This window comes from Stenotrophomonas maltophilia, from assembly GCF_001274595.1.
GTDB classification, from domain to species: Bacteria; Pseudomonadota; Gammaproteobacteria; order Xanthomonadales; family Xanthomonadaceae; genus Stenotrophomonas; species Stenotrophomonas forensis.
Window position 1 is genome coordinate 1,908,763 of record NZ_CP011010.1, and the last position, 24,869, is coordinate 1,933,631.

The 24,869-nt window shown below is 66.8% G+C and carries 20 protein-coding genes; 13 read left to right on the forward strand and 7 right to left on the reverse strand.

Annotated elements, in window-relative coordinates:
- The first annotated feature begins 4 nt into the window (after nucleotides 1–4).
- Nucleotides 5–2,848, forward strand: coding sequence for a bifunctional diguanylate cyclase/phosphodiesterase (locus VN11_RS09000; protein WP_053449496.1), 2,844 nt, complete (start codon nucleotides 5–7; stop codon nucleotides 2,846–2,848).
- Nucleotides 2,849–2,867: 19 nt separating this feature from the next.
- On the opposite strand, the gene VN11_RS09005 is transcribed toward VN11_RS09000, so the two are convergent.
- Nucleotides 2,868–3,461, reverse strand: a complete 594-nt coding sequence (locus tag VN11_RS09005) for a TIGR00730 family Rossman fold protein (RefSeq protein WP_006434211.1) — start codon at nucleotides 3,459–3,461, stop codon at nucleotides 2,868–2,870.
- Nucleotides 3,462–3,561: 100 nt separating this feature from the next.
- Nucleotides 3,562–5,058 (reverse strand): aminotransferase class III-fold pyridoxal phosphate-dependent enzyme, encoded by a 1,497-nt coding sequence (locus VN11_RS09010; RefSeq protein ID WP_053449497.1) that lies wholly within the window; start codon nucleotides 5,056–5,058, stop codon nucleotides 3,562–3,564.
- 211 nt (nucleotides 5,059–5,269) lie between these two features.
- On the opposite strand from VN11_RS09010, the gene queA reads away from it, so the two are divergent.
- A complete protein-coding gene (gene queA / locus VN11_RS09015) occupies nucleotides 5,270–6,337 on the forward strand; it encodes a tRNA preQ1(34) S-adenosylmethionine ribosyltransferase-isomerase QueA (protein WP_053449498.1) in 1,068 nt (355 codons plus the stop codon).
- 13 nt (nucleotides 6,338–6,350) lie between these two features.
- Here the strand turns inward: queA and VN11_RS09020 are convergent, their stop codons facing one another.
- Nucleotides 6,351–7,400 (reverse strand): hypothetical protein, encoded by a 1,050-nt coding sequence (locus VN11_RS09020; protein WP_053449499.1) that lies wholly within the window; start codon nucleotides 7,398–7,400, stop codon nucleotides 6,351–6,353.
- A 137-nt stretch (nucleotides 7,401–7,537) separates the two neighbouring features.
- Here VN11_RS09020 and VN11_RS09025 point away from each other — a divergent pair, with 137 nt between their 5' ends.
- The 6 genes from VN11_RS09025 (at nucleotide 7,538) to fabV (ending at nucleotide 15,200) form a co-directional block, all read left to right on the forward strand.
- A complete protein-coding gene (locus tag VN11_RS09025; RefSeq protein WP_053449500.1) occupies nucleotides 7,538–8,635 on the forward strand; it encodes an alpha/beta hydrolase in 1,098 nt (365 codons plus the stop codon).
- Nucleotides 8,636–8,714: 79 nt separating this feature from the next.
- Entirely contained in the window at nucleotides 8,715–9,845 is a 1,131-nt protein-coding gene (tgt, locus tag VN11_RS09030) for a tRNA guanosine(34) transglycosylase Tgt (RefSeq protein ID WP_053449501.1), read from the forward strand.
- A gap of 133 nt (nucleotides 9,846–9,978) precedes the next feature.
- Entirely contained in the window at nucleotides 9,979–10,323 is a 345-nt protein-coding gene (yajC, locus tag VN11_RS09035; RefSeq protein ID WP_006434333.1) for a preprotein translocase subunit YajC, read from the forward strand.
- Between the two features lie 61 nt (nucleotides 10,324–10,384).
- Entirely contained in the window at nucleotides 10,385–12,241 is a 1,857-nt protein-coding gene (gene secD / locus VN11_RS09040) for a protein translocase subunit SecD (protein ID WP_053449502.1), read from the forward strand.
- A 15-nt stretch (nucleotides 12,242–12,256) separates the two neighbouring features.
- Nucleotides 12,257–13,237 (forward strand): protein translocase subunit SecF, encoded by a 981-nt coding sequence (gene secF, locus VN11_RS09045; protein WP_049456823.1) that lies wholly within the window; start codon nucleotides 12,257–12,259, stop codon nucleotides 13,235–13,237.
- Between the two features lie 703 nt (nucleotides 13,238–13,940).
- Nucleotides 13,941–15,200, forward strand: coding sequence for an enoyl-ACP reductase FabV (gene fabV, locus VN11_RS09050; RefSeq protein WP_053449503.1), 1,260 nt, complete (start codon nucleotides 13,941–13,943; stop codon nucleotides 15,198–15,200).
- Nucleotides 15,201–15,271: 71 nt separating this feature from the next.
- On the opposite strand, the gene VN11_RS09055 is transcribed toward fabV, so the two are convergent.
- The 3 genes from VN11_RS09055 to VN11_RS09065 all read right to left on the reverse strand — a co-directional run bounded on the left by VN11_RS09055 (nucleotide 15,272) and on the right by VN11_RS09065 (nucleotide 19,162).
- Nucleotides 15,272–17,341: an EAL domain-containing response regulator gene (locus VN11_RS09055; RefSeq protein WP_040009725.1), complete on the reverse strand. Its 2,070-nt coding sequence runs from the start codon at nucleotides 17,339–17,341 to the stop codon at nucleotides 15,272–15,274.
- A 91-nt stretch (nucleotides 17,342–17,432) separates the two neighbouring features.
- The gene (locus tag VN11_RS09060; protein WP_053449504.1) at nucleotides 17,433–18,617 is read right to left on the reverse strand and encodes an NAD(P)/FAD-dependent oxidoreductase; all 1,185 of its coding nucleotides are present in this window, start codon (nucleotides 18,615–18,617) and stop codon (nucleotides 17,433–17,435) included.
- Entirely contained in the window at nucleotides 18,614–19,162 is a 549-nt protein-coding gene (locus tag VN11_RS09065; protein WP_053449505.1) for a YaeQ family protein, read from the reverse strand. The genes VN11_RS09060 and VN11_RS09065 overlap by 4 nt, the downstream gene beginning before the upstream one ends.
- A gap of 124 nt (nucleotides 19,163–19,286) precedes the next feature.
- Between VN11_RS09065 and VN11_RS09070 the strand changes: the two genes are divergently transcribed.
- The gene (locus VN11_RS09070; protein WP_053449506.1) at nucleotides 19,287–20,165 is read left to right on the forward strand and encodes a pseudouridine synthase; all 879 of its coding nucleotides are present in this window, start codon (nucleotides 19,287–19,289) and stop codon (nucleotides 20,163–20,165) included.
- A 6-nt stretch (nucleotides 20,166–20,171) separates the two neighbouring features.
- On the opposite strand, the gene VN11_RS09075 is transcribed toward VN11_RS09070, so the two are convergent.
- Nucleotides 20,172–20,660: a YaiI/YqxD family protein gene (locus tag VN11_RS09075; protein ID WP_049457318.1), complete on the reverse strand. Its 489-nt coding sequence runs from the start codon at nucleotides 20,658–20,660 to the stop codon at nucleotides 20,172–20,174.
- Between the two features lie 301 nt (nucleotides 20,661–20,961).
- Between VN11_RS09075 and VN11_RS09080 the strand changes: the two genes are divergently transcribed.
- From VN11_RS09080 to VN11_RS09095, 4 genes are all read left to right on the forward strand, one after another.
- Complete coding sequence (locus VN11_RS09080; protein ID WP_004153307.1) at nucleotides 20,962–21,171, forward strand: cold-shock protein; 210 nt, start codon at nucleotides 20,962–20,964, stop codon at nucleotides 21,169–21,171.
- A 182-nt stretch (nucleotides 21,172–21,353) separates the two neighbouring features.
- On the forward strand, nucleotides 21,354–22,043 hold the full coding sequence (locus tag VN11_RS09085; RefSeq protein ID WP_053449507.1) for a glutathione S-transferase family protein: 690 nt from the start codon (nucleotides 21,354–21,356) through the stop codon (nucleotides 22,041–22,043).
- Nucleotides 22,044–22,075: 32 nt separating this feature from the next.
- The gene (locus tag VN11_RS09090) at nucleotides 22,076–23,641 is read left to right on the forward strand and encodes a protein adenylyltransferase SelO (RefSeq protein WP_053449508.1); all 1,566 of its coding nucleotides are present in this window, start codon (nucleotides 22,076–22,078) and stop codon (nucleotides 23,639–23,641) included.
- Nucleotides 23,642–24,210: 569 nt separating this feature from the next.
- Nucleotides 24,211–24,747: an adenine phosphoribosyltransferase gene (locus VN11_RS09095; protein WP_049457836.1), complete on the forward strand. Its 537-nt coding sequence runs from the start codon at nucleotides 24,211–24,213 to the stop codon at nucleotides 24,745–24,747.
- Nucleotides 24,748–24,869 lie beyond the last annotated feature (122 nt).

Consider the following 24,869-nt stretch of genomic DNA (forward strand, 5'->3'; position numbering starts at 1 on the left):
TCATTTGTCCACGTATGCTGAACCGGCGGAAGAGCCACCACACGAGGTCGTGCTGAGCACGGCGCTGGTGCGCGCGCTGCATGCGCTGTTGCCGGAATCGGCGGTGGTCCGCGTGGGCTGGGATGACCCGCAGCTGGGCTGTGGCCAGGGCGGATGGCCCTTGCTGGCGGTGACGGGGTGCGCCTCCGGGGAACCTGGCATCGGCGATGGCCAGCACGGCTGGGAGTACGACGGTGCGCGGCTGCTGCTGTCGGTGGCCGGCGCGGCGCCCTCGTCCGCGTGGTGGGGGCTGGCCCGGCAGGCGATGGAACTGGCCCTGCAGCGTGGCCGCCAGGCCGGGCAGATCAAGGCGCTGGAAGAGGCCGAGCGCCTGCAGCAGGCGTTGTTCCAGATCGCCGACCTGGCCGGTGCCGACCTTGAGATGGGCGAGATGCTGCGCCACGTGCACGGCGTGCTGGGCACGCTGATGTACGCGGAGAACTGCTACATCGTCGAGTACGACGATGTGCGGGACCAGATCCGCTTCCTGTACTTCGCCGACCAGGTGGATGATTTCGTTGCCGATCCATCGCAGAGCCACGCCGCCAGCGAGATGCCTCGCAGTCTGACCGTAGCGCTGCTGCGCCATGGCAGGCCGCTCAGTGGCCCGTCGCGCGAACTGCTGGCGCGGGTGATGGAGCAGGAGCACGACCCCCAGCGCGGGCCGGAAAGCCTGGACTGGCTGGGCGTGCCGATGCTGCGCGATGGCCGCGTATGCGGCGCCATCGTGGTGCAGAGCTATGAACAGGCTGCCCGCTATGGTGAGGCCGAGCGGGCCCTGCTGGGGTTCGTGGCCCAGCACGTGCAGACCGCCATGGACCGGCGCCAGGCGCAGGTACGGCTGGAGCAGCAGGTGGAAAGGCGCACGCAGGAACTGCAGCGCGCCAACCACAGCCTGCAGGATGAAGTGACCGAGCGCCGTCGCGCCGAACAGCTGCAGACCGCGCTGTACAACATTGCCGAGATGGCGATGTCGGCCGACAGCCTGGCCCAGTTCTACGGGCAGGTGCATGGCGTGGTCGGGCGCCTGCTTGATGCGCGCAACTTCTACATCGCACTGGTCAACCCGGCGGGCAATGGACTGGATTTCGTCTATTCGGTGGACGAGCACAATGCCAGTCGTGCGCCACGGCCGTTCAGCCGCGGCCTGACCGAGTACGTGGTGCGCAACCGGCGCCCGCTGCTGGCCTCGCGTGCGCAGATCGACGCGCTGCTGGCCACCGGCGAAGTGCGCGAATCCGGCGCCCGCTCGCATTGCTGGCTGGGCGTGCCCCTGCTGCGCGACGATGAAGTGGTCGGCGCGATCGTGGTGCAGAGCTACAGCGAGAACAGCACGTTCAGCGTGCACGACCAGCGCCTGCTGACCTTCGTCGCGCAGAACATCGGCACCGGCCTGGCCCGCCAGCGAGACCAGCAGCGGCTGCGCTCGGCGCATGCCGAGCTGGAAAAGCGGGTGGAGGAGCGTACCCGCGAACTGGCCGAGGTGAACGAAAAACTGCTCGGCCAGATCGGCGAGCGCCTGCGTGCCGAACAGCGCCTGACCCATCAGGCCATGCATGACGCGTTGACCGGCCTGCCCAACCGGTTGCACCTGCTCGACCGCCTGCAAGATGCGCTGGCGCTGGCCAGGCGCGAGGGCGGCCCGGTGTTCGCCGTGCTGTTCCTCGACCTGGACCGTTTCAAGCTGGTCAACGACAGCATCGGCCATGCGGCCGGTGACCGCATGCTGGTGGAAGTGGCCAAGCGCATCGTGTCGATGGCCGGCCCCGAGGATGTGGTGGCGCGGCTGGGTGGCGACGAGTTTGCCGTGTTGCTGCAGTGCCCGCAGGGCCTGGCACAGGCATTGGACTTCGGCCAGCGGTTGCTGCTGGCGCTGCAGGAATCGATGTGGATCGCCGGGCGCGAGCTGTTCCCGTCCGGCAGCCTGGGCATCGCCTTGTGGAACCCGCGCTACCGCACCGGTGAAGAACTGCTGCGCGATGCCGATGCCGCGATGTACCGGGCCAAGGCACAGGGCCACGATCGTTGCTCGATCTTCGATGAGGACATGCGCGAACAGGCAATGCGCAGCCTCGACCTGGAAGCCGATCTGCGCCGCGCGATCAACAACCGCGATTTCGTTCCCTTCTACCAGCCGATCGTGCGCCTGTCCGATGGCGAAGTGGTCGGGCACGAAGCGCTGCTGCGCTGGCAGCACGAGCGCCGTGGCCTGCTGCTGCCGGGTGCGTTCCTGGAACTGGGTGAGGAAAGCGGGCTGATCGAACAGGTCGACTGGCTGATCTACGAGCAGGTCATCGCCGGCCTCGGCAAGGGCGGCCAGGGCTACGTCTCGGTGAACGTGTCGCCGCGCCATTTCCGTTCGGCGGAATTCAGTGATCGCCTGTTCGGCCTGCTCGACACCTGCGGTGCCGATCCGCGCAGGCTGCGCCTGGAGATCACCGAGGTGGCGCTGCTGGACGATGGCCCGCATACGCTGCGCATCCTGCAGGGCCTGCGCGAGCGTGGCATCCAGGTGCAGCTGGACGATTTCGGTACCGGTTTCTCGGCGCTGTCCTACCTGCACCGCTTCCCGATCAGCACGTTGAAGATCGACCAGAGTTTCATCGCCGGCCTGCACGGCCCGGAAGTGCAGAGCACGCGCGCGCTGGTTGAAGGCGTGCTGTCGCTGGCGCGCACGCTGGGCATCGAGACCATCGGTGAAGGCATCGAGACCGAGGCGCAGCGGCAGACCCTGCGCGAACTCGGCTGTGATTACGGCCAGGGCTACCTGCTGGGCCGGCCTGCGCCCCGGGTGCACGCGGTGGCCTGAGCCGCCGCGTGCTGTTGCATCAGCGCAGGGCGGCGCGGCGTTTTTCGTCAATCCACTTCGAGGCCTGTGCCGGCTGGTAGTTCTGCATCCAGGTCAGCATCTCCTCGATGTCCGAGCCGTACCACAGGTCCTGGCGCTGGTCCGGATGCAGGAAGCGCTCCTCCACCATGCGATCGATCATGCCGATCAGCGGTGCATAGAAGCCATCCACATCGAGGAACGCGCACGGCTTGTTGCCGATGCCCAGCTGGCGCCAGGTCAGCATCTCGAAGATTTCTTCCATTGTCCCGAAGCCGCCGGGCAGGGCCACGAAGCCATCGGCCAGGTCGAACATGCGCGACTTGCGCTCGTGCATCGAGCCGACGATTTCCAGTTCGGTCAGGCCGCGATGGGCCACTTCCCAGTCGGCCAGCTGGCGCGGGATCACGCCGGTTACTTCACCGCCGGCGGCAAGTACGGCGTTGGCCACGGTTCCCATCAGGCCGACGTTGCCGCCGCCGTACACCAGGCGCAGGCCGTCGCGGGCGATGCGGTCACCCAGGGCAATGGCGCGTTCGGTGTAGGCCGGCTTGCTGCCCGCGTTGGAACCACAGTACACACAGATCGATTTCATGGATCTTCCTGTCTCTAGGCCGGAAACGAAAACGCCCCGCCGGCAACCGGATCAGCGGTTGCGGGCGGGGTATCCATGGAGTATGACGCGTTGGGCGTTCTTACGCTGCGGCGGCCTGCTCGCGGCGTGGGCCTTCGCGCAGGGCGCGGCCGACCATGCCCACCAGCAGGTCCAGCTCTTCGCTGTCCATGCCGAAGTGCGGGGTGAACCGCAGCGAGTTCTCGCCGCCGTGGATCACGTTGATGCCGTGCTGGCGCAGCCATTCCTCGGTGGAATTGGCGCCGTAGCACTTGAACTGCGGGGCCAGCTCGCAGGAGAACAGCAGGCCGGTGCCCTGCACCTTGGTGATCAGCCCGCCCAGTTCGCCCTTCAGCTGCTCCAGCTTGCGCACCGCTTCGGCACCCCGTTCGGCGATGTTGGCACGCACCTGCGGGGTCAGCTGGGCGAGGGTGGCGCAGGCCACATCCAGTGCACGCGGGTTGCTGGTCATGGTGTTGCCATAGATGCCCTTGCGGTACAGCTGCGCGGCATGCTCGGTCACCGCCAGCACCGAGAGCGGGTACTGTGCAGCGTTGAGGGCCTTGGAGTAGGTCTCCATGTCCGGCGGGTCCAGGCCTTCGAAGCCCGGGTAGTCGACCACCGACAACACGCCATGCGCGCGCAGGCCGGCCTGGATCGAATCGAGCAGCAGCAGGCTGCCGTGTGCACGGGTCAGTTCACGGGCCAGCGCATAGAACGCCGGCGGCACCGAACGGCCCGGGTCGCCTTCGCCCATCACCGGTTCCAGGAACACGGCTTCGACGAACCAGTGGTTGCGCGCAGCATCTTCGAACACCTTGCGCAGGCCAGCCTCATCGTAGGGCGCAACGGTGATCACCGAGTCTTCGCCGCGGTAGCTGGCCAGGTGCTGCATGTAGCTCTTGCGGCTGGAATCTGAGTACAGCGCCGGGCGGTCGGTACGGCCATGGAAGCTGCCCTTGACCACCACGCGCTTGATTGCCGCGCCAGCGTGGCGGGCGCCCGGGTCGGTCTGCAGCTTGGCGTTGACGTCGGCGATGCGGGCCGCCAGGCCGACCGCCTCGGAGCCGGAGTTCAGGCACATGAACCGGGCGAACGGGCAGCCGCCACGGCGATGGCCGATCTCGGCGCGCAGGGCCGTGATGAAACGCTGCTGCGACAGGCTCGGGGTCATGATGTTGGCCATCACCTGCGGGCGGGCCATCGCCTCCAGCACGGCATCCGGGGTGTGCCCGAAGCCGAGCATGCCGTAGCCGCCGGCGTCGTACAGCACCGCACCCTTCAGGGTCACCACCCAAGGACCGCGCGCGGCCAGCGCCACATACGGGGTCACTGCGTCATCGGCGTAGAAATTGACGAAGCCGTCCTGCATCGCGTCGATCTGCGCCTGCTCGTCCTGCGCCAGCAGCGGCCCCAGGTCGGCCTGCACGCGCGCGAATTCCTCGGCGGCAGCCTCCACCGCGGCAACCAGCTGCGGATGGCGGGCGGACAGGGCGGTCAGGGTGGCGTCGTCCAGACCAGTAGTGAGGCGGGTGCCGGGCTGGTTGCGCAGGGGGGCGAGGCGTTCGATGAAGCTCATTGCAGATCTCCTGAAACAATGGGTCGCACGGGTCTTCAAAAGCAAAACGCGCGTCATCACGCGCGCTTGGGGGCAGGCTCGTGCAGCGGACTTCCGGCTCGATGCTAGCACTTGTTTTTTTGCGCGATAACCCCGCAAAAGCCTGCTGCATAGCAGCATTTTGCGCGACGTTCGCCGCGAAGCGCGCCGGCTCGCAGACGCTGGACGTACAATGCGCGCCATTGTCGACCTGTTGCCGCCCACTGCCTTGAAGAAGTCCGATTTCAACTACGACCTGCCGGCCGAACTGATCGCGCAGGCGCCCCTGGCTGAACGTTCCGCCAGCCGCCTGCTGCTGGTGCCACCCGCCCCGGCAGGCTTCACCGACCTGCAGGTGCGTGACCTGCCGTCACAGCTGCAGCCGGGCGACCTGCTGGTGTTCAACGACACCCGGGTGATTCCGGCCCGCCTGTTCGGGCAGAAGGCCAGCGGTGGCCGCGTGGAGATCCTGATCGAGCGCCTGCTCGGCGGCCAGCAGGCGCGTGCGCAGGTGGGTGCCAGCAAGTCGCCGAAGGCCGGCAGCCGCATCGCGCTGGATGCCGGCGGCGAAGCCGAGGTGCTGGGCCGCGACGGCGAGTTCTACGTGCTGCAGTTCCATGTGCCCGAGTCACTGGAGCAGTGGCTGCTGCACGCCGGCCGCCTGCCGTTGCCGCCGTACATCCAGCGCGAGCCGGGCGTGGACGACCGCGAGCGCTACCAGACCGTGTTCGCGCGTGAAGTGGGCGCGGTGGCCGCGCCGACCGCCGGCCTGCATTTCGACGAACCGCTGCTGGCCGCGCTGAAGGAGAAGGGCGTGGACTTCGGCCACGTCACCCTGCACGTGGGCGCGGGCACCTTCCAGCCGGTGCGTGCCGATGACCTGAAGGACCACGTGATGCACCGCGAGTGGCTGAACGTCGGCGCGGAGCTGGTGCAGCAGGTGCGGCGCACGCGTGCGGCCGGTGGCCGGGTGATCGGCGTCGGCACCACCGTGGTGCGGGCGCTGGAAAGCGCGATGCGCGATGGCGAGCTGCTGCCGTTCGCTGGCGAGACGCAGATCTTCATCACCCCGGGCTACCGCATCTGCAGCGTCGACGCGATGGTGACCAACTTCCACCTGCCGGAGAGCACGCTGCTGATGATGATTTCCGCGTTCGCCGGCAAGCAGCGCGTGTTCGAGGCCTACCAGCACGCGATCGAGCAGCGCTACCGCTTCTTCAGCTACGGCGACGCGATGCTGCTGTTCCCGCAGGCGGGTTGAGGCGCCGCGCCTGCTACTTGCAGTGCTTGCTGGTGAACGCCCCGGTGCCGGCTGGCTGCACGTCCGCCGCGAGGCGGAAGGCGCTGCCACGTAGCAGGCCTTCGGCCTCCGTCCACGGTGCAGTGCGTTCGCGGAGTGCGATCAGCTCGCGACCCATCTCGATTGCCGCGCGCAGGTTGGCCGCCAGCGGCTTCTTTTCCTCCGGGCCCTTGCGATCGGCCTTGGCGTGGCAGTGGCTGGACTGCCCGCGATAGGTCAACAGGCGTTCGATGGGTAAGCCATCGGCAGCGTAGTCGCGCTGGACATGACTCTGCGAGTAGGAATCCTGCAGCAGATGCAGCAGGGAGCCGAATGCCATGTCGCGTATCAATGGTTCGTCGTACTCGTGGCCGAACATGAAAAGGTCGGCGCCGGTCCAGTGGCGCTTTTCGGCCTGGAACCAGGGCGCCAGGCCGGCGAACTGACGTACCGGTGCCTCCACATCCAACTGCTCCAGGCCTCCGCGCAGGGAAAGGCGGTAGCTGTACTCGGCCCAGGCCATCATGTGTTCCAGCGTGGTCGACGCCGCTACACCGGGCTCGCTCGCCATGGCATGCAGGAACTGCATGTCGCCGTAGTGCGAGCGCTGCGCCATCAGTGACGCTTCGCCGTAACCGGCATCGGGATTGCGCTTGGCCTTCAGCATATGAGCCAGCCAGCAGTTTCCGCTCCGGTGCGGCATCATCACTACCTTCCCCTGGCAGGCGCCAAGGGAGGGCACATCCGGGGGATTGTCGTTCCATTGCAGCCCCATGCTGATATGGCCGCGCTCGGAATGGGCCGCGCAGGATGGTTGGCCGGGGCAGCCGTACGACATCAGCATGATGCGCTCGTGCACGGGCTCGTAGCCGCTATCCAGGATCATCTGCAACGAGACGCCGCGAACGCCAAGCTGGTCCAGCCTGGTGCGCAGATCCTTGGCTTGGGCACGGGTCACCATCTGCAGTTCGAAGGCCGCGCAGGGCGCGCAGGCCAGGGCAGCGGCCAGAATCAGGCAGCCGGCCCGCAGTGCTGGGTGCAGCATCGTTCCCCCCGGTTCGATACATCGCAGCGGCAGTCTGGACCTTCCGACAGGCGGTCGTCCAGTGCCCGTGACCGCAGGCTAGGATCGCAGCGCGCAGGCCCCGGGGAGGGGCCTGTGCCCCACCAAGGAGAACGCTCATGCGGCGGATTGCCGGCCTGTGCCTGATCGTGTGCGGTCTTTCGTCCTGTACCAGCGTGCCCGATGTCGCCTACTGGCCCGAGCACGAGGCCGTGCGACTCGACGCACCGGCGCGCAGCGAGCGCATGGTGATCGAGATCGATGATGCAGGGCGGTTCCATTGGCCGGGCCAGTTCGACCGCCTGCAGCACTGGCTGGCGGAGGAGCCGGCCGACCTGCCTGTGGTGGTATTCATCAACGGCTGGCACCACAACGCATCGCCCAACGACAGCAATTTCACCGATTTTGACCGGTTCCTTGCGAGCGTCGAGGCCAAGGCTGGAGCGCCGGTGAGAGGGCTGTACGTGGGCTGGCGGGGCGATTCCATCGACACCCCACTGGCCTGGGAGCCGAGCGACTTCCTGACCGTATGGGACCGGAAGAACGCGTCTATAGCCGTTGGTGAGGGTGGGCTGGCGCAGGTGGTGACGATGCTGCGCGAGCAGCACCCCGAGCGTGCGGTCTACATGATCGGCCACAGCTTTGGCGGCTCGGCGTTGTTCCATGCGATCAAGGACGGACTGGCGCAGGAGCAGTTGCACGGCTTCGAGTACTTCATGCTCAACCCGGCGGTGGCCGAACGCGAATTCGACGCGGTCGAGCAGGCGCTGGTCGCAGCGTGGGCGGCATCGCCGGCGTTCAGCGGCGCGGTCTCGATCACAGCAGCAGACGCTTTGCGCCAGCATCGCAAGGTCACGGTGCTGCAGGCGCAGGGCGACAAGGCGGTGGGCTGGGGCTACCGGATCGCCTTCCGCGATACCCCGATCGGCTTTGACCGCCAGCGGCAGACCCACCGTGCCAAGGTCTGCAATACAGGGGATGCCTGTCGACCCTCGCCAGCGGATACCTGTACCGCGACCCTGGCCGATGGCCGCTTCGTGCTGCGCGCGGTCAGCATACCCGGCCAGGGCTGCGTGCCGATGCAGCAGCGGCCGGTATGGGTGATTGCCGGCGAGGACAGCGTCTCCGCCAACCATAACGACATCCTGAATTCGATCCAGGCCGAGGCCTTGGCCGACCTGCTGGCGCAGCGTTGGCGCCAGCGGGCAGGGCGCTGAACGGCGCAGACAGGTCACGGGTTCGTCGGCGCCCGGTTTTGGGAGACAATGGGCGACTATTTGCCTGAATGACCGCTCCATGTCCCGACTGCAGTTCCAGCTCAAGACCCGCGACGGCCGTGCCCGCCGTGGCCGCCTGACCTTCCCGCGTGGCACGGTGGAAACGCCGGCCTTCATGCCGGTGGGAACCTATGGCTCGGTCAAGGGCATCCTGCCGGACCAGGTGCGCGCGCTGGGTGCCGAGATCATCCTCGGCAACACCTTCCACCTGTACCTGCGCCCGGGCCTGGACATCATTGCCGACCACGGCGGCCTGCACGGCTTCTGCCGCTGGAATGGCCCGATCCTGACCGACTCGGGCGGCTTCCAGGTGTTCTCGCTGGCCCATCGCCGCAAGATCACCGAGCAGGGCGTGACCTTCGCCTCACCGACCGACGGTGCCCGCGTGTTCCTGGGCCCGGAAGAGAGCATGAAGATCCAGAAAGTGCTCGATTCGGACGTGGTGATGATCTTCGACGAGTGCACCCCGTACCCGGCCACCGAAGATGTCGCCCGCCGCTCGATGGAACTGAGCCTGCGCTGGGCCCAGCGCAGCCGCAACGCGCATGACGAGCTTGGCAACGATGCGGCCCTGTTCGGCATCGTCCAGGGCGGCGTGCACACCGACCTGCGCAGCCGCTCGGCCGAAGCCCTGCAGGCGATCGGCTTCGACGGCTACGCCATCGGCGGCCTGGCCGTGGGCGAGCCGGAGCACGAGCGCAATGCCATGCTGGACCACCTGGATCCGGAACTGCCGGGCGACCGCCCGCGCTATCTGATGGGCGTGGGCCGGCCGGAGGATCTGGTCGAGGGTGTCGCACGCGGCGTGGACATGTTCGATTGCGTGATGCCGACCCGCAACGCCCGCAACGGCCACTATTTCACCTCGTTCGGTACCGTCCGCATCCGCAACTCCCAGTACGCGCGCGACATGGACCCGATCGAGCCGGGCTGCGGCTGCGTGGCCTGCACCGGCGGCTACACCCGCTCCTACCTGCGCCACCTGGACCGCTGCAACGAGATGCTGGCGCCGATGCTGGGCACCCTGCACAACCTGTTCTATTACGAAAAGCTGATGGCCGACATCCGTGCGGCGATCGAGGCGGGAACCTTCCTGGCCTTCCGTGAGTCTTTCTACGCGGCACGGGGGGCGGTCGCGCCGCCCCTGTAACCGGACACCCCCTGCCAAACGGCCCAAGGACGAACGCCCGGGGCCGTGGCATACTTCAAGGCTGACCCAGATCCGCGGTCGACACGCCGTGCCCGTGAAAGGGCCGGAGCGCCGCCCAACCAAAGGACCAACGATGAACCTGCTTGCTTTCCTGATTCCCGCCGCCCACGCCCAGGCCGCCGGCGGCCAACCGCAGGGCATGGGCCTGACCACGCTGCTGTTCCCGATCATCCTGATCGCCATCATGTACTTCCTGATGATCCGCCCGCAGATGAAGCGGCAGAAGGAGCACAAGGCCATGCTGGAGAAGATCAAGCGTGGCGACGAAGTGCTGACCAACGGCGGCATCGCCGGCATCGTCACCGACATCGGCGACAACTTCATCACCATCGAAGTGGCTGACAACGTGCGCATCCGCGTGCAGAAGGGCGCTGTCGGCAACGTGCTGCCGGCCGGTACCCTGAAGTCGGCCCAGTAAGCCACTCCCTTTCCGAAGCACAACCGCGGCGCCGGGGATGGCGCCGCGCGGGACCCAAGCAATGCTCGAATTTCCACGCTGGAAGTACGTCGTCATCCTGATCGTACTGGCGCTCAGCGCGCTGTACGCGCTGCCCAACATCTACCAGAAGGACCCGGCCATCCAGATCACCGCCAACCGTGGCGGGCAGGTCGACGATGCGCTGCGCGACCGCGTGCTGGCCGACCTGAACAAGGCCGGTATCACCACCATTGGCGCCGAGAAGGAAGGGGAGAGCCTGATCGTCCGCCTGCCGGACCTGAAGGCGCAGTCCGCTGCCAGCGACGCCCTGCGTGACACCATCGGCGAGCAGTACACCGTGGCGCTGAACCTGGCCTCGACCGTGCCGGACTGGCTGGCCAACCTCGGCGGTCGCCCGATGGTGCTGGGCCTGGACCTGCAGGGCGGTGTGCACTTCGTGCTGCAGGTCGACCAGAAGGCCGCCCTGGACAAGCGCCTGGACGCCTACACCGAAGACGTGCGCAGCACGCTGCGTGACGCCCGCATCGCCTACCAGTCGGTGGAGCGTCGTGCCGACAACAGCATCGTGGCCAACCTGAGCCCGTCGGCCGGTGATGACGCGGCACAGCTCGCCCGTACCGCGCTGGTCAAGGCTCAGCCGACCCTCGGTTACGACGTCAGCGGCAGCCGCATCACGGTGACCATCCCGGAGGCCGAGATCACCCAGATCGCCAACGGTGCCATCGAGCAGAACATCAACACCCTGCGCAACCGCGTGAACCAGCTGGGCGTGGCCGAGCCGATCATCCAGCGCCAGGGTGCCGACCGCGTGGTCGTGCAGCTGCCGGGCGTGCAGGACACCGCCGAAGCCAAGCGCATGATCGGCGCCACCGCCACCCTGGAATACCGTGCGGTAGTCGAAGGCAATGCGCAGGACGCGATCGCCTCTGGCCGCATCCCGCCGGAAGCGAAGGTCTACCAGCGCCGTGATGGCGGTGGCCCGGTGCTGCTGAACAAGCGCGTGATTGTCACCGGCGACCAGATGGTCGGCGCGCAGGCGGTGACCGATTCGAACAGTGGCTCGCCGGCGGTCAGCGTCACGCTGAACAATGTCGGCGGCCAGCGCATGTTCGACTTCACCAGCGCCAACGTGAACAAGCCGATGGCGGTGGTCTACACCGAGCGCGTGCCGACCGTGACCGTCGTCGACGGCCAGGAAGTGCGTGGCTTCAAGGTCAACGAGGAAGTGATCTCGGTGGCCAACATCAACGGCGTGTTCGGCAAGAACTTCCAGACCACCGGCCTGCAGAAGAAGGAAGCCGAAGACCTAGCCAAGCTGCTGAAGTCCGGCTCGCTGGCGGCGCCGATGGACTTCGTCGAAGAGCGCGTGGTCGGCCCGAGCCTGGGCGCCGAGAACGTCAAGAACGGTATGCGCGCAGTGGTGTTCGCGTTCCTGTTCACCCTGGTGTTCTTCAGCATCTACTACCGCATGTTCGGCGTGATCACCTCGATCGCGATGCTGTTCAACCTGCTGATCGTGGTGGCGGTGATGTCGATGTTCGGCGCGACCATGACCTTGCCGGGCTTTGCCGGCCTGGCGTTGTCGGTCGGCCTGTCGGTGGACGCCAACGTGCTGATCAACGAGCGTATCCGTGAAGAACTGCGTGCCGGCGTGCCGGGCAAGACCGCGATCGTGACCGGTTACGAGCGTGCCTCCGGCACCATCCTCGACGCCAACCTGACCGGCCTGATCGTCGGTGTGGCGCTGTTCGCATTCGGTACCGGTCCGCTGAAGGGCTTCGCGCTGACCATGATCATCGGTATTTTCGCCTCCATGTTCACCGCGATCACCGTGTCGCGCGCGCTGGCGACGCTGATCTACGGCAGCCGCAAGAAGCTCCAGAACGTGGCCATCTGACGGGACGACACGCACATGAAACTGTTTCCGCTGCACATCCTCCCGAACGACACCAAGATCGACTTCATGCGCTGGCGCCATGTCGCCATGGCGGTCACCATCGTGGTGTTCCTGGCCTCGGTCGCCATCATCGGCTTCAAGGGCTTCAACTATGCGCTGGACTTCACCGGCGGCACGCTGATCGAAGCCCGCTTCGACAAGGCGGTGGACGTCGAGCAGGTGCGTACCAAGCTCGAGGAAAACGGCTTTGACGGCGCGCAGGTACAGAGTGTCGGTGGCAACACCGACCTGCTGATCCGCCTGGCCCCGCACGGTGAGCATGCCCCGGGCACCGGCGACGCCGCTGCCGAGGACAAGGCCACCGCCGCGGCCGTGGTGAAGGCACTGTCCACCGCCGACAACCAGGCCACCGTGCTGCGCAACGAGTTCGTTGGCCCGCAGATCGGCAAGGACCTGGCGATGAATGGCCTGTACGCCACCATCTTCATGCTGGCCGGCTTCCTGATCTACATCGCGGTGCGCTTCGAATGGAAGTTCGCGGTCACCGCCAGCATCGTGGCGATGTTCGACCTGATCGTGACGGTGGCTTACGTGTCCCTGCTGGGCCGTGAGTTCGACCTGACCGTGCTGGCCGGCCTGCTGTCGGTGATGGGCTTTGCGATCAACGACATCATCGTGGTGTTCGATCGCGTCCGCGAGAACTTCCGCAGCCTGCGCGTGGACTCGATGGAAGTGCTGAACCGTTCGATCAACCAGACGCTGTCGCGTACGGTGATCACGGCGGTGATGTTCTTCCTGTCGGCGCTTGCCCTGTACATGTATGGCGGCAGCTCGATGGAAGGCCTGGCCGAGACGCACATGATCGGTGCGGTGATCGTGGTGCTGTCCTCGATCCTGGTGGCGGTGCCGATGCTGACGATCGGCTTCCTGCGCGTCAGCAAGCAGGACCTGCTGCCGAAGGCGAAGGACGTCGAGGCTCTGGCCCGTCGCCCGTAATCACCTGTTGCACGCAACACACAGAGAACCCCGCGCAAGCGGGGTTTTTTGTGTTGCAGGGCTTGCAGCCCTGCACCTGCAGAAGCCAAAGCCAAAGCCAAAGCCAAAGCCAGAGCAGCATTCCGTAGGATGGCGGGGCGGTGTCGGAGTGCGGGGACGCCGTGAACCCATCCCTGGGGGCTTGGCAGCCGCATCCATGCGGCTGACACCCCGCACTCCGACACCGCCCCACCTTCGACAGGTTCATGCGGCTGTTGGACCGCGCGCTGTCGGTAGGTGTCGACCTTGGTCGACACATCTGTCAGATATCGAATGAATTCATCCGTGTCGACCAAGGTCGACACCTACCAGAACAGGGTGCCGTTCCGGCAGATCGCGGGAATCTGTCGAAGGCGGGGTGGGTCCGGTTGCGGGGGCGTGAGCCGCATGGATGCGGCGACCGAGCTTACATGGACGTACTTGCAGCGCCCCCCGCAACCGGACCCACCCCGCCAACCCACAGGAACCCAGCTTTTGACGTTGACGTTGCTCTGGCTTCCGGCGGGTGCAGGGCGCAGCCCTGCAGAACAAAATCCCACCCTACGCCAGCGTCGGTTGTGCAATCTTCCCCCGCGCACTACGATCCTGCGGTTCGCGCGCGCAGGCGCGCGCCCGTATTCCTGCTGAGCGCCCCGTGCGCCGCATCTGCCAACCCGAGGTATCCATGGTCATCAAACCGCGCGTCCGCGGCTTCATCTGCGTCACCACCCACCCGACCGGCTGCGAGGCCGCGGTCAAGCAGCAGATCGACTACATCCGTGCGCGCCCGCCGATCCAGAACGGCCCCAAGCGCGTGCTGGTGATCGGCGCGTCCACTGGCTACGGCCTGGCTGCGCGCATCACCGCTGCGTTCGGTAGCGGCGCGGCGACCTTGGGCATCTTCTTCGAACGTCCGGGCAGCGAGTCCAAGCCCGGCACCGCCGGCTGGTACAACTCGGCCGCGTTCCACAAGTACGCCGACGAAGCCGGCCTGTACGCCAAGAGCATCAACGGCGATGCCTTCTCCGATGAGGTGAAGGCCAAGGCCATCGAGATGATCAAGGCCGATCTTGGCCAGGTCGACCAGGTGGTCTATAGCCTGGCTGCACCGCGCCGCAAGCACCCGAAGACCGGCGAAATCATCAGCTCCACGCTGAAGCCGATCGGTGAGCCGATCACGCTGCGTGGCCTGGATACCGACAAGGAAGTGCTGACCGAGACCCACCTGCAGCCGGCTACCGCCGAAGAAATCGCCGGCACCGTCGCGGTCATGGGCGGTGAAGACTGGCAGATGTGGATCGATGCGCTGGCCGATGCCGGTGTGCTGGCCAACGGCTGCACCACCACCGCCTTCACCTACGTGGGCGAAGAGATCACCCAGGCCATCTACTGGAATGGCTCGATCGGTGCCGCCAAGAAGGACCTGGACACCAAGGTGCTGGGCCTGCGCGAGAAGCTGGCAAAGATCGGTGGCGATGCGCGCGTGTCGGTGCTGAAGGCCGTGGTCACCCAGGCCAGCTCGGCCATTCCGACCATGCCGCTGTACCTGTCGCTGCTGTTCAAGGTGATGAAGGAAAAGGGCACCCATGAAGGCTGCATCGAGCAGCTGGACGTGCTGTACGACATCCTCTACGGCGGCAAGGCTGACGGCGTGGCGGTCGATCGCCTGCGCCACGACCTGGTCGATGCCGATGGCCACACCGTCGCGCTGGTCGATGAGGAAGGCCGCCTGCGTGCCGACTACAAGGAAATGGCCGCGGACGTGCAGGGCAAGGTGGTTGCGCTGTGGCCGCAGGTGACCAACGAGAACCTGTACGAGATCAGCGACCTGGCCGGCTACAAGGCCGACTTCCTGCGCCTGTTCGGTTTCGGCGTGGAAGGTGTCGACTACGAAGCCGACGTCAATCCGGACGTCAGGATCGAGAATCTGGTCGACATGACCTGATCAATGAAAAGGCCGGCGAAAGCCGGCCTTTTCGTTGGGTAGTGCCGGCCGCTGGCCGGCAGCCCCGTGGGTCAACCAAACTCGAACCCCATCTCCGGCAAGGCCGGGCCGACGAAGTCGCCCTGCACATAGTCCACGCCGGCACTGAACAGCAGGGTCATCGAATTGGCGTCGCTGACGAACTCGGCGATGGTGCGGATACCGGCTTCCTGCGCACGCGCGGTGATCTGGCTGATGCGGTCGATGTTCTCGCGGGTGGCGGCCAGATCGCTGGTGAAACCGCGGTCCAGCTTGAGGAACTGCGGCTGGAAGTGGGCCAGCAACTGGAACGAATCCAGCCCCGAACCGAACTGCTCCAGGCCGATGCGGCAGCCCAGGGGCGCGACCTCGGCAAGGAACTGCTGCGCGCTGCGCAGATGGGTGAACACCTTCGCTTCCGGTGCATGCAGCCACAGCCGTTCGCCTGGCACGCCCTGTGCCTGCAGTTCGCGGCGCAGGGTGGCGATCATCTGCGGATCGTCGAACGATTCCGGGGTGACCTTCACCAGCACCTGGGTGGCATGGCCTTCGCGCGCACGTTGGCCCAGCACCGCGATGGCCCGCGAAACCACCCAGCGGTTGATGTCGGCCAGCAGCCCGTGCTCCTCGGCAATGCCCAGGAACGCGGTCGGGCTCAGCAGCTCGCCGTTGTGCTCCAGGCGCAGGTAGGCCTCGTACAGTTCCAGCGGCTCGCCCTGCAGATTCAGCACCGGCTGGTAGTGCAGCTGGAAGCCGTCGCCGGCCAGCGCTTCACGGATGCGTGCCACCCAGCGCAGCACGCGCTCTTCCTCCACGCGGTCGGCAGCGGCGGGGTCGAAGATGCGGCAGGTATTGCCCAGCTCGGCAGCGGCCTGCGTGCATTCGCTGGCACGTGCCAGCACCTGGCCGATGCTGGCGATCTTCTCGCCCACCTGCACGCCGCCGATGCTGACCGTCACCGTGGCCGAGCGTGCGCCGATGCTGAAGACATGCGCGGCATAGGCTTCGCGGATGCGCTCGGCCAGCGCAACGGTCTGCGCATAGGGCCCAGCCTGCAGCACGGCGAAGTTGTGTTCGCCGAAGCGGGCCAGCTGCGCGTCCTCGCCGACCACCTCGGCCAGCAGGGCGGCGAGCGCGCCGATCAGCGCGTCGGCCGAGGCCAGGCCGATGTCCGGCAGCAGGCGTGCGTAATGGTCCGGTTCGATCAACAGCAGGCCGAACTGGCCTTCGCTGCGACCGGCCTGGGCCACCGCGCTTTCCAGCTGCAGCATGAAGGTCGGGCGGTTGAGCAGGCCGGTGACCTGGTCACGCTGGCGCAGGTCTTCAACTTCGCGTGCCAGCTCCGGATCGAATTCCATGCGGCGGCGGAGCACCACCTGCAGGCAGGATTCGCCCTCGTAGGTCGCCGCCGTGAATTCCATCGTTGCCGGGAACGCGCTGCCATCTTCGTGACGGGCGTCGAGCTGATACTGCGGCGGCGGCGCTTCGCCACGGCTGAGGCCTTTCAGCAGCTGCTTGAAGCCTTCCACATGCTGCGCGGCGACCATGTCGAGCAGCGAAATGCCTTCGATGTCGTCGAAATGCTCGTAGCCGAACATCTCCAGATAGGCGTCGTTGGCCCGGATGTGCATGCCTTCATGCACATAGGCGATGGGGTCGCGCGAGGAGGCGATCAGCGCGTCGCAGCGGCGCTCGGTTTCGCGCATCTGTGCCTCGATGCGGCGCAGGCCACGGCGGGCCTGCAGGTCCACCCACTGGTCGCGGACCACGGCCAGCAGATGCTCGGGGCGCTGGCGCAGGGCGAGGGCGCGGATGCCATGGCTGCTGGCCTGCACCAGCTCGTCCTCATCGATGCGCTCGGCCAGCAGCACCAGCGGAATATCCTTGCCGCTGGCGGCGATGTGCTGGGCCACCAGCGGCAGTGGAATGCCCGGCGACGGCGAGGCCAGCACCAGGTCGATGGCCTGGCTGTCCAGCACCTGGGCCAGCTCGGCCGCATCCTGCGGGCGCCACGGGCGCACCGCGATGCCACTGTTGCGCAGGGCGCTGACGATGGCTTCGGCATTCTCGCCGCTGTCATCGACGATCAGCAGGCGGATGGTGATGTCGTTCGCGTTCTGCATGCACTGCTCCCCAATCTGCAAATCTAGATACACGATGCGCGCCGAACCGTCCATGCGCGCCCCCCTTGCGCGCATCGAACGGCGATGTGGTTCACACCACGCCGCCGGCGGCGTGGCCGCTGGCCCAGGCCCACTGGAAGTTGTACCCGCCCAGCCAGCCGGTCACGTCCAGTACCTCGCCAACGAAGTGCAGGCCGGGCACGCGCCTGGATTCCATCGTCGAGGACGAAACCTCGGCGGTGTCCACGCCGCCCAGGGTGACCTCGGCGGTGCGATAGCCTTCGGTGCCGCTGGCCACCAACGGGAACGCGCCCAGCAGCTGCGCGGCCTGGCGCAGCACCGGCTCGTCCAGCTGGCGCACCGGGCGGTCGGGCAGCCAGTGTTCGCACAGGCGCTGCGCAAGCCGCTTGGGCAGTACCTCGCCCAGCACCGTGCGCAGCTCGGCGGCCGGCCGCTCGCGCTTCATCTGGCGCAGCCACTCGCCGGCATCCTGGCCGGGCAGCAGGTCCAGTTCCAGCGTGTCGCCAGGCTGCCAGAAGGACGAAATCTGCAGCATCGCCGGGCCGCTCACGCCGCGATGGGTCAGCAGCATGAAGTTCTGGAAGCTCTTTCCGTTGCAGCGCGCCTCGATCGGCAGGGCGACACCGCTGAGCTCGGCCAGCCGCTCCTGGTGCTTGCCGCTGAGCGTCAGCGGCACCAGCCCGGCGCGGGTCGGCAGCACCGCGTGGCCGAACTGGCGTGCGATCTCATAGCCGAAACCGGTGGCACCCATGCTGGGAATGGACAGCCCGCCGGTCGCGACCACCAGCGAGGCACAGTGGAACAGGCCGTGGCTGGTGTGTACGCGGAAGCCGTCGCTGCCGTGCTCGATGCGCTGCACGCTGCAGTCGGTACGGACCTGCACGCCAGCCGCCTGGCATTCGTCCACCAGCATCTTCACGATCTGCTTGGACGAGACATCGCAGAACAGCTGGCCCAGCTCTTTCTCGTGGTAGGCGATGCCGTGCTTGCTGACCAGCTCGATGAAATGCCAGGGCGTGTAGCGGGCCAGCGCCGACTTGCAGAAGTGCGGGTTGGCCGACAGGAAGTTGGCCGGGGTGGTGCCGGTGTTGGTGAAGTTGCAGCGGCCACCGCCAGACATCAGGATCTTCTTGCCGATCTTGTTGGCATGGTCGATCACCTGCACCTGGCGGCCGCGCTGGCCGGCGGTGATCGCAGTCATCAGCCCGGCCGCGCCGGCGCCGATGACCACTACATCGCAGCGGATCGTGCTCATGCCTTGGCGCGCTTGCGCCAGTTCGGGATGATGTCGAGCTGGATCTGGTCGTTGAGAATCTGCACTTCGCCATCCTGGATCAGCACGCTGAAGCGCATCGCACGCTGGATCTGCTGGCCCCACTGCTCGACGAAGGCACCGTCGAGGTCGACCACCGACAGGTTGTCGAAACGCGCCAGTCCCTTGCCCTGCTTGGTCCACCAGATCTCGGAGGCGTTGCCACCGTAGTTCACCACCTGCACCTGGCGGCTGCGGTTGCTGGCCTTGCGGATGCGCGATTCGTCCGGATGGCCCAGGTCGATCCACTGCAGGATGTCGCCGGTGTAGTCGTGTTCCCACAGGTCGGGCTCGTCATCGGTGCTCAGGCCGCGGCCGAATTCGAGGCGATCACCGGCGTTGAGGGCGAAGGCGAGCAGGCGCACCATCAGGCGCTCGTCGGTCTCGGACGGGTGCTGGGCCAGGGTCAGGTTGTGGGTCGCGTAGTAGCCGCGATCCATGTCGCTGATCTGTAGTTCGGCCTTGCGGATGGTGGCGGTAAGAGCCATGGGGGATCCGTGGACTAAAGAGGACAATGATAGAGGTTTGCTCTTGGGGTGTCCGTTGCCGGGCTGTCGGCAGAGCGTCAACGTGGCACGCTTGCCGTCCTTGTCCGCCGCAGGAATGGACCCGATGACCCCTCCCAGCCGGTTGCAGCTGCCGCCCGGCCACTGGCCCAGCCTGCTTGATGGCCTGTGTGCGCGATTCCCGCGCATCGACCGCGCGCAATGGCAGGACCGCTTCGCCCGTGGTCGCGTGCAGGACACGCAGGGCAGGGCACTGGCGCCGGATCTGCCCTGGCAGGTGGGGCTGGAGATCCAGTACTTCCGCGAGGTGGCCGACGAGCCGGTGATTCCGTTCGCCGAGACCATCGTCCATCTGGATGCGCACCTGCTGGTGGCCGACAAGCCGCACTTCCTGCCGGTGACGCCGGCCGGCCGGCACGTGCGCGAAACCCTGCTGGCGCGTCTGATCGTCCGCACCGGCAACCCCGAGCTGGTGCCGCTGCATCGGCTGGATCGGCTGACGGCCGGGCTGGTGCTGTTCTCCACGCAGCCGGCCTCACGCGATGCCTACCAGCGGCTGTTCCGCGAACGGCGCATCGAGAAGATCTATGAGGCACTGGCACCGGCCCTGCCGGGCGTGGCGTTCCCACTGCAGCGGCATAGCCGGCTGGTGCCGGGCGAGCCGTTCTTCCGCATGGCCGAAGCGCCGGGCGAGCCCAATGCGCGGAGCCGGATCGAACTGATCGAGGCGGAGGGACCGATCTGGCACTACCGGCTGCGGCCAGCGACCGGCCGCAAGCACCAGCTGCGCGTGCACATGGCCGCGCTGGGCGCGCCGATCGAGGGCGATGACCTGTATCCGCAACTGAGGTCGCGCCCGGAGGGGGCGGTCGAGCCGCCCCTGCAGCTGCTGGCACAGGGGCTGGCCTTCGATGATCCGCTCAGCGGGGAACGGCGGCAGTTCAGCAGCCAGCGCCGCCTGTGCCTGCCGGATCAGGCGGGGTAGCGCCGTTCAGCGGCCGGGACGCCGGGCCAGCCAACGGTCCAGTTCGGCGGCGAACAGCTGCCGGTCGCGTGGGCCGAGGGGCGGCGGGCCCCCGGTCTGGACCCCGGCGCCGCGCAGCTCTTCCATGAAATTGCGCATCGACAGGCGCTCGGCCATGTTGTTCGGGGTGTACAGCTGGCCGCGCGGGTTCAGTGCGACGGCCTTCTTCTCCAGCACCAGCGCGGCCAGCGGGATGTCCTGGGTGACCACCAGGTCGCCAGCGGCAACCCGCTCGACGATGGCACTGTCGGCCACGTCCAGGCCCTGCGGCACCTGGATCGAGCGCAACCAGCGCGAGGGCGGGGTGCGGATCCACTGGTTGGCGACCAGGGTCAGCTCGATCCCGACCCGTTCAGCGGCCCGGAACAGGATGTCGCGAATGACGCCAGGACAGGCGTCTGCATCCACCCAGATGCGGGGGAGGGCGGGTTCAGCTTGGGTTTCAGCTTCAGTCATTTACCCAGTGTAGGGTAGGAAAAACCTGAATGGGGACTCGGAGTTAGCCACGATCGGCTGCCAGCCCTTGTCACGCCTAGCGGGCGGGCCCTGCCCATGAACGTCCGGGCTATCGCTTTTTGCAGAAAACACGCGTATCGTTCGTCCCACTGTGTTTGCTAGGGTCACCGTGAATCGTGGCCTGGTGCAGTTGATCTCACGATCCGCTCATCGATCCGCTTTACCAACGCCTGCAACTCAGTCTCGGCCCCGATACCCGGTGGCTGCGATTTTTTCAACATGTGTTTCAGGAGTTAGTCAAATGTCTGATCGTCAGACCGGCACCGTCAAGTGGTTCAACGACGCCAAGGGCTTCGGCTTCATCACCCCGGAAAGCGGCCCGGACCTGTTTGTGCACTTCCGTGCCATCCAGGGCACCGGCTTCAAGACCCTGCAGGAAGGCCAGAAGGTTACCTTCATCGCCGTCCAGGGTCAGAAGGGTATGCAGGCTGACCAGGTGCAGGCGGTCTAATCCGTCTGCTACCGTTGGGTAGCCAGAACGCCGGAAGCGAAAGCTTCCGGCGTTTTTTATTGCCCGCCGTTTTGTAGAGTCGAGCTTGCTCGACTGCTTTCAACGACAGTCGAGCAAGCTCGACTCTACGAGGGGCATGCATCCAGCGCGGTACGATGCAGGTCTTCCCAAGGATCATCCTCATGCGCATCGTCCACCACCTGGAAAACTCCCGTTCGCTGCGCGTGCTGTGGATGCTTGAAGAGTTGGGGCTGGACTACGAGCTCCGTCGCTATCCGCGCGATCCGAAAACGCTGCTGGCGCCGCCCGAGCTGCGCAACGTGCATCCACTCGGCAAGTCGCCGGTACTGCAGGATGGCGAGCTGGTGCTGGCCGAATCCGGTGCGATCCTCGACTACCTTGCCGACCGCTACGACACCCAGCGCCAGCTGTCGCCGTCAGCGATGCCAGCCGAGGGCGCCGAGCGCATCGCCTACCGCTACTGGCTGCACTACGCCGAAGGCTCGGCGATGCCGCCGTTGCTGCTGACCCTGGTGATGGGGCGCATCCGCAACGCGCCGATGCCGTTCTTCGCGCGCCCGATCGCGCGCAGCATTGCCGACAAGGCCGAGCGGGGCTTCATTGGCCCGCAGCGGCGCCTGCACCTGGACTGGATGGAACGCCGCCTCGCCGAAAGCCCATGGTTTGCGGGTGAGCGGTTCAGCGCGGCCGACATCCAGATGAGCTTCCCGATCCAGGCCGCCGCTGCACGTGGCGGTGGCCTCGACGACAAGCCTGCACTGCGTGGTTTCCTGAAGCGCATCGGCGAGCGCCCGGCCTACCAGCGCGCCGAGGCCCACGGTGGTCACCTGCAGGCGCTCAGCGGCAATTGAGGCGGGCGGCGGTCGCCCCCATCTTCAAGGCCATGGATACCGACAGCCCCCGTTTCGACAACCGCCTGCTGCACAGTCTGCCGGGTGACCCCGAATCCGGCCCGCGCCGCCGTGAAGTGCTGGCCGCGGCCTGGTCACCGGTGATGCCGACCCCGGTGGCGGCGCCCACGTTGCTGGCGTGGTCGCCGGAGGTGGCCACGCTGCTCGGTTTCGATGCCGCTGACGTCGAGAGCGAAGGCTTCGCCCGCGTGTTCGGCGGCAATGCGCTGTACGCCGGCATGCAGCCGTGGGCGGCGAACTACGGCGGGCATCAGTTCGGCCATTGGGCCGGGCAGCTGGGCGATGGCCGTGCGATCTCACTGGGTGAACTGGTTGCGCCCGACGGCCGTCACTGGGAGCTGCAGCTGAAGGGCGCGGGCCCGACGCCGTATTCGCGCGGTGCCGATGGTCGCGCGGTACTGCGCTCGTCGATCCGCGAATTCCTGTGCAGCGAAGCGATGCACCACCTCGGCGTGCCGACCACGCGTGCGTTGTCGCTGGTCGGCACCGGCGAAGACGTGGTGCGCGACATGTTCTATGACGGCCATCCGCGTGCCGAGCCTGGCGCCATCGTGTGCCGCGTGTCGCCCTCGTTCCTGCGTTTCGGTTCGTTCGAACTGCCGGCTTCGCGCGGTGAAACCGCGTTGCTGCAGCTGCTGGTGGATGCCTGCATCGCCCGCGATTTCCCCGAGCTGGAGGGGCAGGGCGAGGCGCTGTATGGCGACTGGTTCGCGCAGGTCGCGGTGCGCACCGCCGAGATGATCGCGCACTGGATGCGCGTGGGTTTCGTGCATGGTGTGATGAATACCGACAACCTGTCCGTGCTCGGCCTCACGCTCGATTACGGCCCTTACGGCTGGGTCGAGGACTTCGACCCGGACTGGACGCCGAACACCACCGACGCGCAGGGCCGCCGTTACCGCTTTGGTACGCAGCCACAGGTGGCGTACTGGAACCTGAGCCGGTTGGCACAGGCGCTGGCGCCGCTGTTTGCCGATGTGGCACCGCTGCAGGCCGGTCTGGCCGCCTACCAGTCCACCTTCGTGGCATGTACGCGCCGCGATGCCGCCGCCAAGCTCGGCCTGGCCGCGGCCGACGACGACGACCTGCAGCTCTACCTGCGCTGGCAGCAACTGATGCAGGACGGCGCGATGGACATGACCCTGGCCTGGCGCGCGCTGATGCGCATCGATCCGGCGGCACCGGATGCGGCGGTGCTGGACGCGGTGTACTACGACGAGACGCGCCAGCAGGCGCTGCGGGCGCCGTTGCAGCAGTGGCTGCAGAACTACGCGACGCGGTTGCGCGCCGATCCGCTGTCGGCCAGCGAACGCAGGGCGAAGATGGGCGCCGCCAATCCGCTGTACGTGCTGCGCAACTGGCTGGCGCAGGAGGCGATCGACCGCGCGGAGCAGGGTGACCCCGGTGGCGTGCACGCCCTGCAGGAGGTGCTGCGCGACCCGTATACCGAGCGCCCGGGGCTTGAACACTTCGCCGGCAAGCGCCCGGCGTGGGCCGACAACCGCGCCGGCTGCTCGATGCTGTCCTGCAGTTCCTGAGGATGGGTGTTGGCAGGGCTGCGCCCTGCACCTGCAGAGGCCAGGTCAACAGCCAGAGCAAAAGCTGGATTCCGTGGTTTGGCGGGGCGGTGTCGGAGTGCGGGGACGCCGCAAGTACGTCCCTGTAGGCTTGGCAGCCGCATCCATGCGGCTGACACCCCGCACTCCGACACCGCCCCACCTCCGACAGATTCCCGCTGCTGCGGGTAGGTGTCGACCTTGGTCGACACGTGGATACATTTCATTCAATTCTCGAAATATTCGATTCCGATGGAGATTCATCCACGCATGGCGTGGATCTACTGCAGATCGCAGAAATCTGTCGAAGGCGGGGTGGGTCCGGTTGCGGGGGCGTGAGGCGCATGGATGCGGCGACCGAGCCTACATGGATGTATTTACGGCGCCCCCCGCAACCGGACCCACCCCGCCATCCCTCAGGAAACCAGCTCTTGCCGTTGCCGTTGCTTGAAGCCTCTGCAGGTGCCGGGCGCAGCCCGGCCGATACCCCTCAACAGGCAGGCAACGGCCGGAACAGGTACCCTATGCCGCCATCAGATAGCCAACGTGACATGACCGACGCCCTCGTCGCTCCGCAGTGGGCCTCCCGCCTGCGCGACATCGCCGACTTCCCCAAGCCCGGCATCCTCTTCAAGGACATCATGCCGCTGCTCGCCCACGGCGAGGACTTCCGTGGTGCGATCACCGCGATGGCCGACCGTTGGCGCGACCAGAAGCTGGACGCGGTGGTCGGCATTGAATCGCGTGGCTTCATCCTCGGCGCCGCGATGGCGCTGGAACTGGGCGTGGGCTTCGTGCCGGTACGCAAGCCGGGCAAGCTGCCGGGCCAGGTGCTGCGCGAGGAGTACACGCTGGAATACCGCAGCGACTGCATCGAGGTGCACGCCGATGCGCTGCCGGCTGGCGCCCGCGTCGCGATCATCGACGACGTGCTGGCGACCGGCGGCACGCTGGTCGCCGCGTTGTCGCTGGTGCGCCGCCTGGGTGTCGACGTGGTCGGCGCCGGCGTGCTGGTCGAGCTGGACGGCCTGGGTGGCCGTGCCCGCTGGGAAGCGGATCTGCCGCTGCACACTGAACTGGTGTTCTGATCGTAGGGTGAGTGCCAACCAAGGTTGGCACCTACCAGAGCGAACCGCCGTGAACCGGTAGTTGCCAACCTGGGTTGGCATCGCTTTTCGCAACCGACGCCATGGACGGGCCAACCAAGGTT

Coding starts and splice junctions, on each gene's coding strand:
- VN11_RS09005 (WP_006434211.1), bottom strand. CDS start 3,461: ATGAAATCGATCTGTGTGTACTGTGGTTCCAACGCGGGCAGCAAGCCG.
- VN11_RS09010 (WP_053449497.1), bottom strand. CDS start 5,058: ATGAGCTTCATCGAACGCCTCGCCCCCCTGCGCAACCAGCCCGGCACC.
- queA (WP_053449498.1), top strand. CDS start 5,270: ATGCGCGCCATTGTCGACCTGTTGCCGCCCACTGCCTTGAAGAAGTCC.
- VN11_RS09020 (WP_053449499.1), bottom strand. CDS start 7,400: ATGCTGCACCCAGCACTGCGGGCCGGCTGCCTGATTCTGGCCGCTGCC.
- VN11_RS09025 (WP_053449500.1), top strand. CDS start 7,538: ATGCGGCGGATTGCCGGCCTGTGCCTGATCGTGTGCGGTCTTTCGTCC.
- tgt (WP_053449501.1), top strand. CDS start 8,715: ATGTCCCGACTGCAGTTCCAGCTCAAGACCCGCGACGGCCGTGCCCGC.
- yajC (WP_006434333.1), top strand. CDS start 9,979: ATGAACCTGCTTGCTTTCCTGATTCCCGCCGCCCACGCCCAGGCCGCC.
- secD (WP_053449502.1), top strand. CDS start 10,385: ATGCTCGAATTTCCACGCTGGAAGTACGTCGTCATCCTGATCGTACTG.
- secF (WP_049456823.1), top strand. CDS start 12,257: ATGAAACTGTTTCCGCTGCACATCCTCCCGAACGACACCAAGATCGAC.
- fabV (WP_053449503.1), top strand. CDS start 13,941: ATGGTCATCAAACCGCGCGTCCGCGGCTTCATCTGCGTCACCACCCAC.
- VN11_RS09055 (WP_040009725.1), bottom strand. CDS start 17,341: ATGCAGAACGCGAACGACATCACCATCCGCCTGCTGATCGTCGATGAC.
- VN11_RS09060 (WP_053449504.1), bottom strand. CDS start 18,617: ATGAGCACGATCCGCTGCGATGTAGTGGTCATCGGCGCCGGCGCGGCC.
- VN11_RS09065 (WP_053449505.1), bottom strand. CDS start 19,162: ATGGCTCTTACCGCCACCATCCGCAAGGCCGAACTACAGATCAGCGAC.
- VN11_RS09070 (WP_053449506.1), top strand. CDS start 19,287: ATGACCCCTCCCAGCCGGTTGCAGCTGCCGCCCGGCCACTGGCCCAGC.
- VN11_RS09075 (WP_049457318.1), bottom strand. CDS start 20,660: ATGACTGAAGCTGAAACCCAAGCTGAACCCGCCCTCCCCCGCATCTGG.
- VN11_RS09080 (WP_004153307.1), top strand. CDS start 20,962: ATGTCTGATCGTCAGACCGGCACCGTCAAGTGGTTCAACGACGCCAAG.
- VN11_RS09085 (WP_053449507.1), top strand. CDS start 21,354: ATGCGCATCGTCCACCACCTGGAAAACTCCCGTTCGCTGCGCGTGCTG.
- VN11_RS09090 (WP_053449508.1), top strand. CDS start 22,076: ATGGATACCGACAGCCCCCGTTTCGACAACCGCCTGCTGCACAGTCTG.
- VN11_RS09095 (WP_049457836.1), top strand. CDS start 24,211: ATGACCGACGCCCTCGTCGCTCCGCAGTGGGCCTCCCGCCTGCGCGAC.